We start from the raw sequence: 17,307 nt of genomic DNA, 5'->3' as shown, positions 1-17,307 counted from the left end.
GCCCGCGCCGCCGCTACGCGGCCGCCACGGAGGGTGGATCGCTCTTCGGGGAGTTCTCCCGGCACCTGGTGCCGGGAGAACTCCCCGTTACGTCCCGCGGCACAACCCAGGCACGGCCTGACCACCCAAGAGGTACAAGATCGCCCGCGCGGCTGATCTTCACGGCCTCGACGGCCCGACCGGGCGTCACGATCGCCCGCGCGGGCGATCGTGCACCCCACTGCTACCCGCTAGCGACGATGGGCCAGGTGACCCATAGTCCCTAGCGCCCCACCACCGACCGCGCTGGCGGCCGCGAAGCGGCGGCGCGGGCGAAGCCCGTGCCGTTATCGCGCCGTTCAGCCGCCCGGTCGGGACCGGGGGTCAAGGACGCGAAGCGCCGCGCAGCGGGGCGAGCGAAGCGAGCATCCTTGACGCGGGGTGCCGGGCGGCTAAGGTGCGGCCGCCCTGACCAACCCGGAGCCAGCACCAGGCGCGTTCGGGACTAGGCCCCAGCGCCCGCGGTGACCGCTGCGTCCAGCGCCTCGATCAGTGCCTGACGTATCGGCGCCGCCCGCTCGGCGAAGCCCCGCTGGAGCTCGGCGTACTCCCGCTTGCCCTCGGCGGTCTCGATCCTGATCGGCGTCCACGCGACGTCGTACGGATCGATGGTCATGCCGGAGAAGTCGTACGGCGCCGCGCGCATGTCCAGGATCCGCACGTCCCAGGCGAGCTCGAAGGAGTCGGCGATCAGGTCGGAGCCGACCGCGTCGGCCAGTCGGTAGGCGTGCTTGTAGAGATCCATGTTCCCGTGGAGGCAGCCGGGCTGCTCGAAGTCCGGGCGGTCGTCCTTGAACGGGCTCAGGGTGTTCAGCGGACGCGCCGGGGGAGTGAAGAAGCGCACGGCATCCCAGTGGCTGCATCCCAGGCGGTGGCTCTCGACCACCGCGTCGGTCTGCTCGTTGCCCAACCGGAGCGGGTGCGGGTGCCGGGTCTCGGTGTCCCGGTAGACCATCGCCCACTCGTGCAGGCCGAAGCAGCCGAAGTTGCCCTCGCGTGCCTGGGTCGCGCGCAGGAGCGTCAGCGTCGTCCTCGCGAGCGGAGCCTTCGCCGGATCCAACCGCCCGGGTGGCTGCCAGCGCAGGAGCTGCGCGGGACGGTAGGCGTAGTACTGGAACAGGAAGTCGTGGATCGGGTGCTTCTGCCCGGCGGCGCGCCGCCGGAGGTGCGGTCCGACGAACGGCTCGAGCCGCTCCCGGTGCCTCGCCTCCTCGCTCACGAGGACACCCTAGGTCGGCGGGGCGGCCCGAGCCGCCCCGCCGCGATCCTCAGGACACTCAGCCGACCGCCATGCTCACCGGCACCGTGTGCAGCGCGCCTCCGGCACGGAACTGCACGAACAGCCGGTACGTCCCCGGTCCGGGGAAGTCGGCCATGAGGTCCAGCTCCGGGCCGCCCGGCCGCGACGTCACGGCCTCGGTCGGGTGCAGGTGCGAGAACGCCAGGTCGCCCTCGCGGAAGGCGGACACGTGGGCATAGGTGTCGAGGTAGGGCTGCAGCCCGGCGTACGGACGGCCGTCTCGACTGACCCGCAGCGTCAGCATGCCGTGCCCGCGGGCGGCACCGTCGAGCGTCACGGTGTAGCCGTCGGCGGTGGCCGTCCCGGTCGGTACGGCGGACGGCGACCCGCTGTCCGCCCCGAGGTCCAGCGCCGTGGAGAGCACGGTCGGCTCGTCCGATCCGCGCGCGGTGAACTGCACGTAGACCCGGTAGGAGCCGGACGCCGGCGCGTTCGGGGTGACGGTCCAGGAGCCGTCCCCGGACCGCGTCGGGTGCAGGTGCTGGAACCCGGACAGGTCGTCGCGGATCAGGTAGAGGTGGATGAGCTTGGTCTGCTCGCGGACCAGGTCGATGGCGGGCGCCCCGTCGTGGTCGATCGCGAACCGCAGGGGCATCGTCATGCCGCCCATCGGGGCCGACAGCACGCGCAGGGTGTAGCCGTCGGAGGTGGCCGACAGGCCGTCGCCGTGCGCCATGCCGGGCATCGATGCCATGCCGGATGCCGAGGAGGACATGCCGGGCATCGAGGACATGTCGTGGGTGTGATCGGTCGTGCCGCAGGCGCCGAGCAGCAGCGGGGTCGCGAGGGCAGGCAGCAGGAAGGTACGTCGCAGGTGCATGAGTGGGTCTCCAGATGATCGGAGCGGATGAGGGCAGGCGGAGGCGGGCGATGCCTACTGCCGCCACACACCCAGCCCCGCACCGCCGCCGGCGCGTGGCGGCGGTCGGGCGCGGTACGGCGTACCGGACCGGTCGCCGTGCATCGCCGGCTCGACCGCGGCGACCGCCACCCAGCCGAGCCCCGGCCCGGAGTGCGGCACGGGCGTCGTGGCGAGCCGGTGGCTGGAGCAGCGGTGCTCGCCGCACGAGCTCATCGGTGCCCTGGATGCCGTCGACCCCGTCGACCCCGTCGACCCCGTCGACCCCATCGACGCCGAGGTCATCACCGGGCAGCCGTGCGTCATCGACTCGGCCGCCTGCGCGGGCAGCGCGTGCATCCCGGCCAGCGCGGCGGCCAGGAGCCCGATCGCGGCTGCGATCCACGCCCGGCGCCGGCCCATGCGGCGAGGCTACCGGCCCGGCCCGAGCCCACCGCCGACCGATAGGCTCGGAACGTGCGCATCGTCAGATTCACGACCGGTGAAGATCCCAGCTACGGCGTCCTGACCGGCGACCTCGACGAGTACGGCCAGCCCGACGACGACGCCGTGATCGTCGCCCTCGCGGGCGACCCGCTGTACGTCGGCATCAAGCTCCTCGAGCAGCAGCACCGGTACGCCGACGTGCGACTCCTCGCGCCCGTGCTGCCGCGCAGCAAGGTGGTCGCGATCGGGAAGAACTACGCCGCGCACGCAGCCGAGATGGGCGGCGACGTACCTTCCGAGCCGCTGATGTTCCTCAAGCCGAACACCAGCGTGATCGGCCCGAACGACACGATCGTCCACCCGCCGCAGAGCGAGGAGGTCCACTACGAGGGCGAGCTCGCCGTCGTGATCGGCCGGATCTGCCGCGACGTACCGCCGGAGCAGGCGACCGACGTCATCCACGGCTACACGATCGCCAACGACGTCACCGCGCGCGACCTCCAGCGCAAGGACGTGCAGTTCACCCGCGCCAAGGGCTTCGACACGTTCTGCCCGCTGGGCCCGTGGATCGAGACCGACCTCGACCCGAACGACTTCACCGAGGGCCGCCGGGTCCAGACCTTCCTCAACGGCGACGTCGTCCAGGACGGCTCCACGAGGGACATGGTCTTCGACATCCCCACCCTGATCGCGCATGTCAGCAGCGTGATGACCCTGCTGCCCGGCGACGTGATCCTCACCGGCACCCCCGAGGGTGTCGGCCCGATGCAGGTCGACGACGAGGTCGAGGTCGCCATCGAGGGCCTCGGCACCCTGACGAACAAGGTAGGAAAGCGATGAGCGACGTCTCCACCCCTGTGCGGGTCCGGTTCTGCCCGTCCCCGACGGGCTCCCCGCACGTCGGCTTCGCGCGTGCGGCCCTCTACAACTGGGCGTTCGCGCGCCACCACGGCGGCACGTTCGTGTTCCGGATCGAGGACACCGACAAGGAGCGCAGCACCGAGGAGTCCTACCAGGCGATGCTCGGCACCCTGCGCTGGCTGGGTCTGGACTGGGACGAGGGCCCCGAGGTCGGCGGCCCGCACGCCCCCTACCGGCAGTCCGAGCGGTCCGAGCTGTACGCCGACGCCCTCGCCCGCCTGCTCGAGGGCGGCCACGCCTACCCCTGCTTCTGCACGACCGAGGAGGTCGAGGAGCGGCGCAAGGCCAGCGGCTCCAAGGTGATGGGGTACGACGGCTTCTGCCGCAACCTCGACGCCGAGACGATCGCCACCTACAACGCCGAGGGTCGCGCGAGCGTCCCGCGGCTGCGGATGCCGGACGGCTCGATCACCTGGGACGACCTGGTCCGCGGCGAGGTCACCTTCGACACCGCGCACGTCCCCGACTTCGCCCTCGCGCGCGCCAACGGCGACCCGCTCTACACGCTGGTCAACCCGGTCGACGACGCGCTGATGGAGATCACCCACGTGCTCCGCGGCGAGGACCTGCTGTCCTCGACGCCCCGCCAGATCGCCCTGTACGACGCCCTCAAGGCGGTCGGCATCGCGAAGGCGACCCCGGCGTTCGGCCACCTGCCGCTGATCATGGGCGAGGGCAACCGGAAGCTCTCCAAGCGCGACCCCGAGTCGCACCTGTACGCCTATCGCGACCAGGGCTTCCTGCCCGAGGGCCTGCTCAACTACCTGGCGCTGCTGGGCTGGGCGATCGCGGCCAACCGGGACGTCTTCTCGCTGGAGGAGATGGTCGAGGCGTTCGACATCAAGGACGTCAACCCGAACCCGGCCCGCTTCGACCTGAAGAAGTGCGAGGCCATCAACGGCTCGCACATGCGGCTGCTGTCGGTCGAGGAGATCACCCACCGCGCGCTGCCCTACCTCAAGCGCGACGGCGTGGTCGGCGACCCGGTCTCCGACTCCGACGTCCAGCTGCTCGAGCTCGCGATGCCCCTGGTCGCCGAGCGGATCAACAAGCTGACCGAGGCCAGCGACATGCTCCGCTTCCTGTTCGTCGACGAGGCCGACTTCGCGGTCGACCCCGAGGACGCGGCGAAGCTGCTCGACGACCAGGGCAAGGACGTCGTCCGGGCCGCGGTCACCGCACTGGCGAGCCTCGGCACCTGGTCGACCGCCGCCATCCAGGAGGCGCTGCAGAAGGCCCTGGTCGACGAGCTCGGCCTCAAGCCGCGCGTCGCGTTCGGTCCGGTGCGGGTCGCCGCGACGGGGCGCCGGATCTCGCCCCCGCTGTTCGAGTCCCTCGAGCTGCTCGGCCGCGAGCGCAGCCTCGCGCGGTTGCAGCGTGCCCTCTGAGTCCCGACCGGCTCGACCGCCGGTCGCCGGCGACATGACCGACGACCTGACCGACGACCTGACCTACGACCAGCTGCAGCGGCTGGGCGCGCCCGGGGCGTGGCGGCCGTTCGTGGGCGTCGTCGGCCTGTTCGTCGGCGTCTGGTTCGTGCTGGCGATGCTGGTCATCGGGATCGTCACACCGCACAACCTCGACGGTGACCCGGTCACGCCGCGCTACCTGGCCGCCACGAACCTGTGGTGGGCGCTGACGATCCCGGCGGTCTGCCTGGCGACCTGGCTGGTGCACCGGCTCGCGCCGCGCTGGCTGTACTCGGTGGTCGCCTGCTTCCGCTGGCGCTGGTTCGCAGCCTGCCTGGGACTGGCCGCCGTGACCCTCGTCGCGACGGTGGTCGTCTCCTCGGTCCTGCCGTCGCAGGGGGAGGCGACCGCGGACTTCTCCGGCCACCTCAACCCGTGGACCTCGCAGGTGCGCGACTTCCTGCTGGTGATCGCGCTGCTGACCCCGCTGCAGGCCGCGGGGGAGGAGTTCCTGTTCCGCGGCTACCTGACCCAGGCGGTCGGCAACCTGGTCGGCCACCGCTCGGAGCGGGTCCGCACGGGGCTTGTGGTCGTCGTACCGGCCCTGCTGTTCGGTGTCGCCCACGGCATCGGCCAGGACGTCCCGACGTTCTTCGACCGGTTCGCGTTCGGCATCGTCGCCGGGGTGCTGGTCCTGGTCACCGGCGGCATCGAGGCGGGCATCGCGATGCACGTCCTCAACAACTTCCTGGCCTTCGGCCTGGCGCTCGCCTACAGCGACATGACGACCGCCCTGCACGTCACCCACGGCTCGTGGTGGGCCATCCCGGTGACCCTCACGCAGTCGCTGCTCTACCTGGCGCTGTGCTGGTGGCTGAGCCGGAAGGTGGGCCTGAAGAGACGCACCGGGCCGGGTGTTTTGGAAGGCCGCGAGGCCGCCGTGTAATGTTTCTCCCCGGTCCTCCGGCTTCGGCCGGACGGTCCGCAACAGTGGGATATGGTGTAATTGGCAACACTACGGATTCTGATTCCGTCATTCTAGGTTCGAGTCCTAGTATCCCAGCGAAACTCCCGGCGGGAGCGCGCGAGACAGGCCGATTTGGCTGGTCAGGAAGCGGTTCGCTAGAGTTCTCGAGTTGTTCCGGAGCGATCCGGACAGCGAAATGCCCCCGTTGTGTAGCGGCCTAGCACGGCGCCCTCTCACGGCGTTAGCGCCGGTTCGAATCCGGTCGGGGGTACACCACCGAGAGGCCCCGGTCAGCGCAAGCTGACCGGGGCCTCTCGCCGTTCCTGCCCACGTTTGGGCGCGGGCGGATCGGGCACCGGACACCTGAGTGCTGCCCCTGATCGACGCCCGCCGCAGGCTCCCGCGTGCCGTGGGCGTGACGGACAAGGGCGATGTGCGTCCGGCGACCCCGGCCGTCCGTCGCCTGCGAGCAGGGCGTCACCGCTGCGGGGCTGACGGCTGTGGGGGCCGCGCGAGCGGTGGCGCTCGGCTTTTTCGACCGGCCAGGATGGGGCCATGCGCACCGTCAACCTGGGCCTCAAGTTCGTGCTCGAGCTCTGCGCGATCGGCCTGCTCGCCGCGTGGGGCCTCCGGACCGGCCACGGCGCTCTGGCGCCGGTCCTCGGCGTCGCAGCGCCGCTGGCGATGATCCTGGTGTGGGGCAGGTACGCCGCGCCGCGGGCACCCCGGCGCCTCGGCACCCGCACGCGGGTGCCCCTGGAGCTCGCCATCTTCGCCGCGGCCGGAGCGCTGGCGTTCGGCGCCGGCCTGCGGACCGTCGCTGTGGTGTTCCTGGTGGCCGTGGTGATGAACGCGGTGGGGCTGTCGGCCCTCGGGCAGTGGGAGGCCTGACCATTCGCCTGCGGAGTCGCGCGGGCGGTGCCAGCATGAGCAGATGAAGCGCCTCGTCGTCTGTTGCGACGGCACCTGGAACAAGCCCGACAGCGAGAACGTCACCAACGTCGAGAAGATCGCGCGCACGGTCCAGAGCGATCCGGGTGCCACGGCGGGCGTGCACCAGCTCGTCTACTACGTCAGCGGTGTCGGCGCGAGCAGCTACGAGGTCGACCGGCTGCTGGGCGGTGCCTTCGGCTTCGGTCTCTTCCACAACGTCATCGCCTGCTACCGCTTCCTCGCGCAGAACTACGAGCCCGGCGACGAGATCTTCATCCTCGGCTTCAGCCGCGGTGCGTACACCGCCCGCTCCGTCGCCGGGATGCTCGGCCGGGTCGGCCTGCTGACCAAGGTCGCGCTGGTCGAGGAGCGGCTGCCCGAGGCGGTGCACCTCTACCAGCGCACCCCGCTGCCGGCGGGGGTCATGGGCGAGAGCGTGGACGAGTTCAAGCACGACCACTGCAACGCCGCGAAGATCGCGTTCCTGGGGGTGTTCGACACCGTCGGAGCGCTCGGCGTGCCCGGGTTCGAGCGCGACGTACCGCGCTTCCACGACGTACAGCTGAGCGACCAGGTGCTCTGCGCCCGGCAGGCGCTCGCGATCGACGAGACGCGGATGAAGTTCGAGCCGACGTTCTGGGAGGCGGCCGACGGCCGGCCGGTCGAGGACCCGCGGGTCAAGCAGGTGTGGTTCGAGGGGGCCCACTCCGACGTCGGGGGAGGGTACGCCGAGACCGGCCTCTCCGACACCGCGCTGCTCTGGATGGCGCGCGAGGCGCATGCCGCCGGGCTGGTCTTCGACCCCGCCCTGCTCGCGCGGTACGTCGCCTCCGGCCAGGACCCGATCAGGCACGACCCGCTGAGCCTGATGTACCGCGTCGACAACGAGATCCTCGAGGCGCGCGGCCGCCTCCATGCCGGCGACCACGACCCGGTGTTCGACCACGGGCTCCGGATGCTCTCCCACCCGCGGGCGCTGTCGCTGCGGATCGCGTCCTCGGCCGTCGGGCACTTCCAGGAGGGCGGCTACGAGCCGGCGAACGTCGCGGCGCTCGCGCACGCCACGGCTGGCTTCGACGGGATCATCGAGGACGTCGTCCGGCTGCCCGAGGCGGGTGTGGACCTGGCGCCCCTCGGATCACCGCCGGCTCCGGCGCCCGCGCCCGCGGCCTGACGCCACCCCAGGACGATCGCTCGCGGCCTCCCCGAAGCGGTCCCGCGCCCCCGGGGCGCGGGCGTAGGTTCCGAGATGACCGGCCATCCCCGACCGGCATCCGAGCACCAAGGGGTTCATCCATGTCGTCTCACCGCCTGCTGCGCCGGCCTCGGTACGCCGAGATCGCCGCCACCCTCGCCATCGTGCTGGCCACCAGCGGCACCGCCTTCGCGACCGCCCGGGTCGTGGCGCCCGGCTCCGTCAACACGGCCGCCCTCCAGAACGGGGCCGTGACCACCCCGAAGATCGCGAGCGAGGCCGTGAGTCGAGCCAAGCTCGCGCCTGCCGCGGTCAACGGGTCCAAGGTCGCGGACCACTCGCTGAGGCTCGCCGACCTCGCCGGGGCGGACGTGACCGGCTCGATCAGCTTCTCGCTGTCGCCGAACGGCTGCGGCAACCTGCTCCTCTCCGTCGCCGGCGCGCGGGTCGGCCAGGCGGCGGTGCTGACCTGGACCGGCACCGGCAACCCGCCGGCAGGCGTCGTGCTCGGGCCGCTCAAGGTCGTCTCGCCCGATCACATCGTCGTCAGCGCCTGCAACCTCACCAGCAGCCCCATCTCCCAGAGCGGAGTGGGGGTCCGGGTGACCACGCTGTCGTGACGACTCAGTGGGCGAGGCTCGGGTCCCAGCGGTTGGCGATCAGCTTGAAGCTGGGGGTGTCGTCGAGCGAGGTGACGGCCTCGTAGATCCGCTGGTAGGCGATGGAGGCGGTGCGCCACCGGCCGTCGGCGTCGCGCCGGTAGCCGTCGGTGTAGTAGCCGCTGCCCCGCACCACGACCTTGAAGTCCGGCACGATCACGGTGTCCTCGAACGCCCACGACGCCGTCGCGGTGTCCCCGGCGACGTCGATCTCGGGGTGGGAGGCGATATGGGTGGTGATGATGCCGGGCCCGAGGTTGCTCGACATGTACTCCACCACCGCCGCGCGCGAGTCGAAGTGCAGCGGCTCGCCCATCGCGGCGGTGCCGTAGCGCGCCGTCACGTCCTCGGCCAGGCAGTCACCGAACTCGTCCCACAGCTTCAGGTCGAGGGTGCGGAAGTAGCGGTGCTTGAGGCGCTTGATCTCTTCGATCGCTTCGAGGTCCACCCGGTGATAGTAGAACGAGTTCTACTTTGAATCGAGGGCCGGCGGTCGTACGCCGAGATCGGTCAGCGCGGCGACGTACCGCTCGACGCTGGCCAGCTTGACGCCCTCGTAGCCGCGGACCAGGTCCGGCAGCTCCGCGATCGCCACGGCGCGCTCGAGACCCTCGGCGGTCAGGTCGCCCGCCAGGCCCGCCACCAGCTCGCGGTAGTGGTCGCGCAGGGTGCGCTCGACCCGACGCAGGTGCGCCCGGCCGAACGGGTCGGCCGCGGTGCCGCGCAGCCGCTTCATCCGGGCCAGCGCCCGCAGCGTCCCGTGCGAGCGCGGCCCGAACGCGATCTTCTTCGTGCGGCCCATCGCCCGCAGCACCGGCGGGTGCAGCTGGAAGGACATCGTGGCGCCAGGGAAGGACTCCCCGGTCTCGGCAAGGAAGGTGGGGTCGGTGAGCAGCCGGGCGACCTCGTACTCGTCCTTGTACGCCGTCAGCTTGAACAGGTTGCGGGCGACGGCCTCGCTCAGCCGGGTGTCGGTGGACACCGCCGCCTCGGCCGCGGCCACCCGGGCGACGAGCGCGACGTAGGAGTCGGCCAGCCGCTCGTCCTGGTAGTCGACCAGGTCGGCGGCCCGCAGCTCGACGAGGCGGCGTACCTCGCCGGTCAGGCCGGACGCGGCGACGGAGGCGGGGACGTGCCGTTCGCGCGGCGCCACCACGCGCTGGTTGGCGGCCGCGAAGGCGGACGGGTCGGCGACCGCGGCCCGGCCCCACCGGAACGCGGCCACGTTGGCCGCGACAGCGGTGCCGTTGATCGCGATGGCCTCCTCGATCGCGGCGGCGGGCAGGCGCAGGGCGCCGGTCTGGTACGCCGCGCCGACGAGCAGGAAGTTGGCCGCCACCGTGTTGCCGAAGATCCGGTCGGCGGCCTCGAGGGCGTCGAAGTCGAACAGCTCGATGCTGGCCGTGCGGACCCGGTCGAGGAGGTCGGCCTCGTCGGGGTGCTGCACGCTCGGGTCCTGCACCATCGCGCCGGTCGCGGTCCGGCTGGTCGACACCACGGTGCGGGTCTTCGCCGCGTCGCCGTAGAGCAGGTTCCGGTCCTCGGCCAGGGTCAGCAGGTCGAAGCCCAGGAAGCAGTCGGCCGAGCCGGGGGTCAGCCGGTTGGCGGGCTCGAGGTCGCCGCCGGCGAACCGGAGGTGGCCCACCACGGGACCGGCCTTCTGGCTCAGGCCGGTCTGGTCGAGCGACTCCACGGCGTACCCGGCGCGCAGGGCGGCGGTGGCGAGGACCTGGTTGACGGTCACGATGCCGGTGCCGCCGATGCCGACCATGAAGACGTTCTGGGTGGTCGTGACGGGGGACTCGGCCGCGCTCGCCGCAACGGTCGGCGGGGTCGGGTAGCCCTTCTTCGCCGACCTCTTCGCCGAGTCCTTGGACGTCGTACGACGCTTGCGCGGTGCCGCCTCCACGGTGACGAACGACGGGCAGTCGCCGTCCAGGCAGCTGTAGTCGGTGTTGCACGAGGTCTGCTCGATGCGGGTCTTGCGGCCGTACTCGGTCTCGACCGGCTGCACCGAGAGGCAGTTGCTCTTCGCGCCACAGTCGCCGCATCCCTCGCAGACCGCCTCGTTGATGACCACGCGCTTGGTGCGGGCCGGGAGGGCGCCGCGCTTGCGCTGGCGACGGGCGTCGGCCGCGCAGTGCTGGTCGTAGATCAGCACGGTCACGCCGGGGATGTCGCGCAGCATCCGCTGCGCCTCGTCGAGCCGGTCGCGGTCCCACAGCAGCGTGCCGGGCGCGAGGTCGCGGCGGCGGTGCCGCGACGGCTCGTCGGCGCACACGATGATCTTCGTGACGCCCTCGATGTGCAGCTTGTGGGTCAGCGCGGGCACGCCGAGCGCACCCTCGGCGTCCTGGGCGCCGGTCATCGCCACGACGTCGTTGTAGAGGACCTTGTAGGTGATGTTCACGCCGGCCGCGATGCAGGCCTGGACCGCGAGCTGGCCGGAGTGGAAGTAGGTGCCGTCGCCGACGTTCTGGAAGATGTGCTTCGCGTCGGTGAACCAGGCCTGCCCGATCCACTGCGCGCCCTCGCCGCCCATCTGGGTGACGCCGGTGACGACGCTCTCCGGCCGGTCCGAGATGGTCACCATCGCGTGGCAGCCGATGCCGCCTCCGCCCAGCGAGCCCTCGGGCAGCACGGTGGAGCGGTTGTGTGGGCACCCGCTGCAGAAGTACGCCGACCGGCCGGCCGTGATGAGCGGCAGCACCGTCCGCGGCCGCTGGGGCGGGGTGACGGTCACCCAGCCCTCGAGCGCGTGCCGCAGGGGGGCCAGCAGCCGGCCCGCGGTGAGCTCGCCGTCGGCGGGGATCAGGCGCTCGCCGCGGCCGTCCAGCTTGCCGAGCACCCGCGGGGCGCCGTCGGTGCCGTAGAGCACGTCGCGGATCTGCATCTCCATGAAGGAGGTCTTGTCCTCGACCACCAGGATCTCGTCGAGGCCCTCGGCGAACCGGCGGATCGCGGCCGGCTCGACGGGGCTCATCATGCCCATCCGCAGCACCCGGATCCCGGCGGCGGCCAGGGCCTCGTCGCTCACGCCGAGGTCGGCGAGCGCCTGGCGCAGCGAGTCGTAGCAGCTGCCCGAGGCGACCAGGCCGAGCCGGGCGCCGGCCGGGTCGATCTCGGTGACGTTGAGGCCGTTGCGGGCGGCGTAGTCGTGGACCAGAGCGGTGCGCGGGCCGACCAGCTCGGCCTCGGCGCCGACGATCATCGCCGGGCGGAGCACGATCGGGCTCTGCGTGTAGGCGTAGGGGTGGCCGTTCCAGTCGATCGCGGGCTGGACGGGCGAGACGTCGATGTCGGCGCCGTCGACCACCCAGGCGCCGTCCGCGACGTCGGCGACGATCTTGAGGGCGACCACGCAACCGGTGGCCCGCGACATCTCGATCGCGTGCAGGCCGAGCGTGACGATCTCGGTGGAGTTGCGCGGGAAGAGCACCGGGATGCCGAGGGCGGCCAGCGATCGCTCGCTCACCGCGGGGACGGTCGAGGACTTCGAGGCGGGGTCGTCGCCCACGAGGAGGATCGCGCCGCCGCGGCGGTTGACGCCGTACATGTTGGCGTGGCGCAGCGCGTCAGTCGCCCGGTCGACGCCGGGTCCCTTGCCGTACCAGAACCCCGTGACCCCGTCGTACCGCTGGGTGTCGGTGGGCAGCTCGACCTGGCTGCCCCACACGGCGGTGGCGGCGAGCTCCTCGTTGAGGCCGGGCACGAACCGGATGTCGTTCTCGTCGAGGACGTCCTTCATGTCGGCGAGCATCCGGTCCAGGCCGCCGAGCGGGCTGCCCTGGTAGCCGGACACGAAAGACGCGGTCCGCAGGCCGCGGCGACGGTCGAGGGCGCGGTGCTCGACGAGCAGCCGGGCGATCGCCTGCACCCCGGTGAGCAGCACCGGGGGCGCGTCCAACCGGAACCGGTCGGCGAGGTCGTACGGCGCGGCGGGGACGGCCGGCTCGGGGGCGCGGTCAAGCAGCTCGGTCACGCGCACGAGCATGCGCCCTCGGTGGGCCGGGTCACAACGGCCGTCGTCGGCTTTGGCGACGATCCGCAATCCGCACGACGTACTGCAGCGCCTTTGCGCAACAAAACTGGCATCAACGTTATGATCTGTTGCGTGAGCGAGCCCGTCGTCCTCGACGCCACCGACCGCGCGATCCTGGACCTGCTGCGCGAGAACGCCCGGCGGCCGCTGCGCGACATCGCCCAGGCCGTGGGCCTGACCGTCGCGCCGGTCCAGCGGCGGATCGCGCGGCTGGAGCGGCTCGGTGTCATCGAGCGCTACACGATCCAGGTCAACCACGGCCGGATCACCGGCGGCATCGAGGCGATCACCGAGCTCCAGTTCGCCGACGACCTGGACCTGGCCCAGATCCGCGAGCACGTCTCCGGCATCCCGGAGGTCGAGGAGGTGCTCACCCTGGCCGGCGATCCGGACGCCTTGCTGCGCATCCGGGTCGAGGGCGTCGAGGACCTGCGCCGGGTCGTCGGCCAGCTGCGCGCCGGCCCGCAGATCTCCAGCACCAAGACCCTCGTCGTGCTGGAGCAGTGGACCCGGCAGTGAGTCAGGCGGGCACCGACTCCTCGAGCGAGCGCAGGTAGCGCTGGGTGTTGGCGCGCATCGGCCGTCCGGTGAAGCGGCCGTGCAGGAACGCGAACGCGGCCGGGTACGACGTCAGGGCCGCCGCCGCGTGCGTCGGTGCCACCCCGGGCACGAACCGCACCCGCGCGCCCTGGCCCACCCACCGCTCGGCCAGGGCCCGGCCGGCCTCGAAGGGGACGACGTCGTCGAGCCGCGAGTGCAGCAGCAGGGTGTCGACGCGCGGGTAGGTGCCCTCGCCGAGCCGTTGCTGGCGGGCGAGGGTGGCGAGCGGCTCCTCGGCGAGCAGCTTGCCGAGCGGGCGCCCGTCCTCGGTCAGCGCCGATGACTTGGTGAAGGCGAACGCCCGCAGCGACTCGAAGAGGCACTGCTCGGTGATCCGCGCGATCACGTCGCGGCCCCGGGGGTTGAGGTACTCGTCCAGGGAGATCCCGTAGTCGCTGGTGAGGCCCGCGATCGCATAGCCGAGGAAGCCGAAGTAGGGGCCGCCGTCGAGCAGCCACGCGGTGAGCTCCAGGTCCGCCGGTACGGCGCCGGCCACGACCCCCTTGAGGTCCAGCTCGGGTGCGTAGGAGTGCCACAGCTCGGCCGCGCTCGCCGCGGCCGCACCGCCCTGGGAGTAGCCGGTGATCGCGACCGGTCCGTTGCGGGGGATCGTCGCGTCGTGGTGCTGCTGCGCGGCCCGCAGCGCGTCGAGCACGACCTGGCCCTGCACCCGGCGGCTCATGTAGGTGTGGACGCCCGGCATCCCGAGGCCCTGGTAGTCGGGGACCACGACGTTGAAGCCGCGGGCCAGCAGCCCGGCGATGAACACGCTCTCGTACTCCCGGCCCACCGCCATCTGCCGCGACGGCGCGCACTGGCTGCCCATGCCCTGGGTGCCGACGGCGAACGCGACCAGACCGCGGTCGGTGCGCCGGCTGCGGGGCCGGGTGGGGGTCAGCACGGTGCCCGTGACGGCGATGGGCCGGTCGAGCCGGTCGCGGCTGGCGAACATGATCCGCGCGACCCGCGCGGGTGCGGGCACGAGCCGGAGCGGGTCGAGGTAGAACCGGGCGGGCTCCGAGCGGATCAGGGTCCCGGGCGTCTCGGGGAGGGACTCCGGCTCGACGTAGAAGTCGGTCTCGGGCAGCGGCCCGAGGCGGAACGCGCCGACGGCCGACAGGGCCAGGGTGACGGCGGCGCCGATCGGGTTGTCGACCATGGCCGAAGCGTGGCAGAGCGCCCACCCCGCCGGAAGCACTTCGCGACGATTCTCGATCCGGATGGATCAGAGCGGTCGCCCCGCTGCACCAGTGGGGTGATGAACACGGTGATGACGCGCGCAGCACGCGGCGTGGACGAGGCGGTCGCGCCCGCGGCACGGGAGATGCACGACGCGTTCCGGGCCGCCCCGCTGCCGCTGCGGCTGCCCGGCACCGAGCCGTTGCGCGCCGCCCGGGCGCAGGTGCTCGAGCAGCTCGAGGACTACGTGCTCCCGCGGCTGGACCGGATCGACGCCCCGCCTCTGGTCGTGGTGGGGGGTCCGACGGGCGTCGGCAAGTCGACGCTGGTCAACAGCCTCATCGGTCACCCGGTGACCCGCCCCGGCCTGCTCCGGCCGACGACCCGCTCGCCGGTGCTCGTGCACCACCCGGACGACGCCGGCTGGTTCGGCGCGGACCGGATCCTGGGCGGTCTGGAGCGGGTCGTCGCCGAGTCCGATGCCCAGGACGCGATCCAGCTGGTCGCGACCGCGAGCGCCCCGCGCGGCCTCGCGATCCTCGACGCCCCCGACTTCGACTCCATCGACGAGGGCAACCGGGCGCTGTCGCTGCGCCTGCTGGCCGCGGCCGACCTGTGGCTGTTCGTCACCTCCGCGGCGCGCTACTCCGACCTTCTCCCGTGGGAGCAGCTGGAGCTCGCGGTCAGCCGGAACACGCCCGTCGCGGTCGTGATGAGCAGGGTCCCCGCCGAGGACCACGCCACGGTCTCGGCCCACCTGCACCTGATGCTGGCCACCCGCGGCGTGCCTGCCGAGCAGGTGCTCTTCGTCGCCGCCGGCGACGTGGGGGAGCACGGCGTGCTGCCTGCCGCGGAGGTCGCGCACGTGCGCGCCTTCCTGGACGGCATCGCCGCCTCGCCGGTACGCCGGACCGCGCTGGTCGCCCAAGCCGTCACCGGCGCGCTGCGGCCGGCCGCCGCGTCCGCGGTCGCGGCGGCGTCGGCGCTGGAGGACCAGGTCGGGGCGGTCGGCGAGCTGCTGGCGCTGGCCGACGCGACGTACGACGAGGCGAAGCGCGAGCTGGTGGCCGCCGTGGGGGACGGGTCGCTGCTGCGCGGCGACCTGCTCGCGCGCTGGCAGGACCTCCTCGGCACCGACGACGTCGACCTCTCGGTCACGGGCGCGGGCGGCCTGCGCGACCGGCTGACCTCGCTGAGCGCCGAGCAGGAGCAGCAGGTCGACCGACTCGGGCTCGCCCTGGACATGGCGCTGGAGTCGCTGGTCGTGGACCACGCGGAGCGCGCGGCCATCGCGACCAGCCGGGCCCTGCGGGACACTGCTCACGGGGACGCGCTGCTGGACTGGAGCGCGGAGGATCTCTCCCGGCCCAGCCGCAGCATCGGCCGCCGGGTCCGTGCCGAGACGCGGCGCTGGCGCGAGGAGCTGGTCGCTGAGGTCGGAGCCACGGCCGACCCGGCCGCCTCGCCGGCCGACCGCGCCCGCCTCAGCGCCCTCGCACTCGCCCTGGCCGTGTCGGCGGCGTCCAGCGGCCCGGCCGGTGCGACCGGCGCGACCGGGGGGCTGCGGCAAGGCGCGGCGCGCGGCATGCGCGGCCTCGTCGAGCGGCTGATCGACCAGGAGCGCGCCCGCTACCTGGAACCGGTGCTGGGGTGGGGCCTGGAGCCCGACGCCCCCGCACGACTGCGGAGGGCAGCGCGACGCGTCGCCCACCTCGTCGCTGAGGAGGAACGATGATCGGGACAGCAGCAGCACCTCCGGCGCCGCGCGGCCTGGGTGCGTCGGTACGCCGCCCGGGCGGCGACCTACCCGGGCGGGGGAGTGACCTCGGCGTACGCCTCACGGCCCTGGAGCAGGCGGTGGCAGCGGCGCGCGGCCGGCTCGACGACGTACTGCTGGACGAGGCGCTGGCCTCGGTCGAGCGGGCCGGTGCGCGGCTGCGGCTGTCGGCCACCCACACCGTCGTCGCGATCGCGGGCGCGACCGGCTCGGGGAAGTCGGCGACCTTCAACGCGCTCGCGGGGACCGAGATCTCGAGCTCCACCGCCCAGCGGCCGACCACGTCCCGCGCGAAGGCACTGGTCTGGGGCGAGGCCGGCGCGGAGGTGGAGGAGCTGCTCGACTGGCTCGGCGTCGACCCGGCGGACCGGACCACCCGGGCCGACCTCGGCGACCGGGTCCGGCGCGACCGGCTGCCGGAGGGCCTGATCCTGCTCGACCTGCCCGACCATGACTCGATCGAGACCGCCCACCACGAGGAGGCGCACCGGGTCGTCGCGCTCGCGGACGCGCTGGTCTGGGTCGTCGACCCCCAGAAGTACGCCGACGCGGCGATCCACCGGGAGTTCCTCCGCCCGCTGGCCGGCCACCGCGACGTCACCATGGTCGTGCTCAACCACCTCGACACGGTCCCGGAGGACCGGCGGCAGTGGATGCTGCGCGACGTACGTCGGGTGGTGGCCCAGGACGGGATGAGGGACGCGCGCGTCCTCGGTGTCAGCGCCCGGCACGGCATGGGCGTGGACGACCTGCGTGCCGCGCTGCGGCGTCGGGTCGAGGAGAAGCGGCACTCCGTCCTCCGTGTGGACGCGGACCTGCGGGCCGCGTCCCAGCGGCTGCTCGCGGCCGCCGGTGACGCCCCCACCGAGCTGCCCACGGCCTGGGTCGCCGACCTCGAGCGCCGGGTGGCCGACGCTGCGGGCGTCGACACCGTCCTGGCCCGGCTCGAGCGGGCGGACGCCGAGCGCCGGCGCCGCGGCCTGTGGCGGCCGGCCGGCGGC

At 72.7% G+C, this 17,307-nt stretch carries 15 protein-coding genes and 2 tRNA genes; 11 read left to right on the top strand and 6 right to left on the bottom strand.

Annotated features, from left to right (window positions below; genetic code table 11):
• Window positions 1–484 precede the first annotated feature (484 nt).
• The 3 genes from ACYU8V_RS20705 to ACYU8V_RS20695 are packed head-to-tail and all read right to left on the bottom strand — an operon-like array spanning window position 485 to window position 2,600.
• The gene (locus ACYU8V_RS20705) at window positions 485–1,258 is read right to left on the bottom strand and encodes a 3-methyladenine DNA glycosylase (RefSeq protein ID WP_460850110.1); all 774 of its coding nucleotides are present in this window, start codon (window positions 1,256–1,258) and stop codon (window positions 485–487) included.
• A gap of 58 nt (window positions 1,259–1,316) precedes the next feature.
• A complete protein-coding gene (locus tag ACYU8V_RS20700; RefSeq protein ID WP_460850108.1) occupies window positions 1,317–2,159 on the bottom strand; it encodes a hypothetical protein in 843 nt (280 codons plus the stop codon).
• 54 nt (window positions 2,160–2,213) lie between these two features.
• Window positions 2,214–2,600, bottom strand: a complete 387-nt coding sequence (locus ACYU8V_RS20695; RefSeq protein WP_460850105.1) for a hypothetical protein — start codon at window positions 2,598–2,600, stop codon at window positions 2,214–2,216.
• A 54-nt stretch (window positions 2,601–2,654) separates the two neighbouring features.
• Between ACYU8V_RS20695 and ACYU8V_RS20690 the strand changes: the two genes are divergently transcribed.
• The 8 genes from ACYU8V_RS20690 to ACYU8V_RS20655 all read left to right on the top strand — a co-directional run bounded on the left by ACYU8V_RS20690 (window position 2,655) and on the right by ACYU8V_RS20655 (window position 8,669).
• Window positions 2,655–3,464: a fumarylacetoacetate hydrolase family protein gene (locus ACYU8V_RS20690; protein ID WP_460850103.1), complete on the top strand. Its 810-nt coding sequence runs from the start codon at window positions 2,655–2,657 to the stop codon at window positions 3,462–3,464.
• A complete protein-coding gene (gene gltX / locus ACYU8V_RS20685; protein ID WP_460850101.1) occupies window positions 3,461–4,933 on the top strand; it encodes a glutamate--tRNA ligase in 1,473 nt (490 codons plus the stop codon). The genes ACYU8V_RS20690 and gltX overlap by 4 nt, the downstream gene beginning before the upstream one ends.
• Window positions 4,934–4,967: 34 nt before the next feature.
• Window positions 4,968–5,900 carry a lysostaphin resistance A-like protein gene (locus ACYU8V_RS20680; RefSeq protein ID WP_460850098.1) on the top strand — a complete coding sequence of 311 codons (933 nt, stop codon included), beginning with the start codon at window positions 4,968–4,970 and terminating at the stop codon, window positions 5,898–5,900.
• A 45-nt stretch (window positions 5,901–5,945) separates the two neighbouring features.
• Window positions 5,946–6,017: transfer RNA gene (locus ACYU8V_RS20675), tRNA-Gln, on the top strand.
• 102 nt (window positions 6,018–6,119) lie between these two features.
• Window positions 6,120–6,192 (top strand) — tRNA-Glu (locus ACYU8V_RS20670).
• Between the two features lie 284 nt (window positions 6,193–6,476).
• Complete coding sequence (locus ACYU8V_RS20665; protein ID WP_460850096.1) at window positions 6,477–6,812, top strand: YrdB family protein; 336 nt, start codon at window positions 6,477–6,479, stop codon at window positions 6,810–6,812.
• 43 nt (window positions 6,813–6,855) lie between these two features.
• Window positions 6,856–8,028: a DUF2235 domain-containing protein gene (locus ACYU8V_RS20660; RefSeq protein ID WP_460850093.1), complete on the top strand. Its 1,173-nt coding sequence runs from the start codon at window positions 6,856–6,858 to the stop codon at window positions 8,026–8,028.
• Between the two features lie 122 nt (window positions 8,029–8,150).
• Window positions 8,151–8,669, top strand: coding sequence for a hypothetical protein (locus tag ACYU8V_RS20655; RefSeq protein WP_460850090.1), 519 nt, complete (start codon window positions 8,151–8,153; stop codon window positions 8,667–8,669).
• A 4-nt stretch (window positions 8,670–8,673) separates the two neighbouring features.
• On the opposite strand, the gene ACYU8V_RS20650 is transcribed toward ACYU8V_RS20655, so the two are convergent.
• Together ACYU8V_RS20650 and ACYU8V_RS20645 are read right to left on the bottom strand one after the other, a co-directional pair.
• Window positions 8,674–9,156, bottom strand: coding sequence for a nuclear transport factor 2 family protein (locus tag ACYU8V_RS20650; protein ID WP_460850088.1), 483 nt, complete (start codon window positions 9,154–9,156; stop codon window positions 8,674–8,676).
• Window positions 9,157–9,177: 21 nt separating this feature from the next.
• On the bottom strand, window positions 9,178–12,690 hold the full coding sequence (locus tag ACYU8V_RS20645) for an indolepyruvate ferredoxin oxidoreductase family protein (RefSeq protein WP_460850086.1): 3,513 nt from the start codon (window positions 12,688–12,690) through the stop codon (window positions 9,178–9,180).
• 132 nt (window positions 12,691–12,822) lie between these two features.
• Between ACYU8V_RS20645 and ACYU8V_RS20640 the strand changes: the two genes are divergently transcribed.
• Window positions 12,823–13,269: an Lrp/AsnC family transcriptional regulator gene (locus ACYU8V_RS20640; protein WP_460850084.1), complete on the top strand. Its 447-nt coding sequence runs from the start codon at window positions 12,823–12,825 to the stop codon at window positions 13,267–13,269.
• 1 nt (window position 13,270) lies between these two features.
• Here ACYU8V_RS20640 and ACYU8V_RS20635 read toward each other — a convergent pair whose 3' ends face one another.
• A complete protein-coding gene (locus ACYU8V_RS20635) occupies window positions 13,271–14,509 on the bottom strand; it encodes a lipase family protein (RefSeq protein ID WP_460850082.1) in 1,239 nt (412 codons plus the stop codon).
• Between the two features lie 111 nt (window positions 14,510–14,620).
• Between ACYU8V_RS20635 and ACYU8V_RS20630 the strand changes: the two genes are divergently transcribed.
• Both ACYU8V_RS20630 and ACYU8V_RS20625 read left to right on the top strand, forming a co-directional pair.
• A complete protein-coding gene (locus ACYU8V_RS20630; protein WP_460850080.1) occupies window positions 14,621–16,264 on the top strand; it encodes an ABC transporter in 1,644 nt (547 codons plus the stop codon).
• On the top strand, window positions 16,261–17,307 hold a 1,047-nt coding region (locus ACYU8V_RS20625), incomplete at its 3' end, for a GTPase (RefSeq protein ID WP_460850078.1). The genes ACYU8V_RS20630 and ACYU8V_RS20625, both read left to right, overlap by 4 nt.

Source organism: Nocardioides ultimimeridianus, from assembly GCF_054777895.1.
The sequence above is the reverse complement of the archived record's forward strand: the minus strand, read 5'-3'. Positions and strand labels throughout refer to the sequence as shown.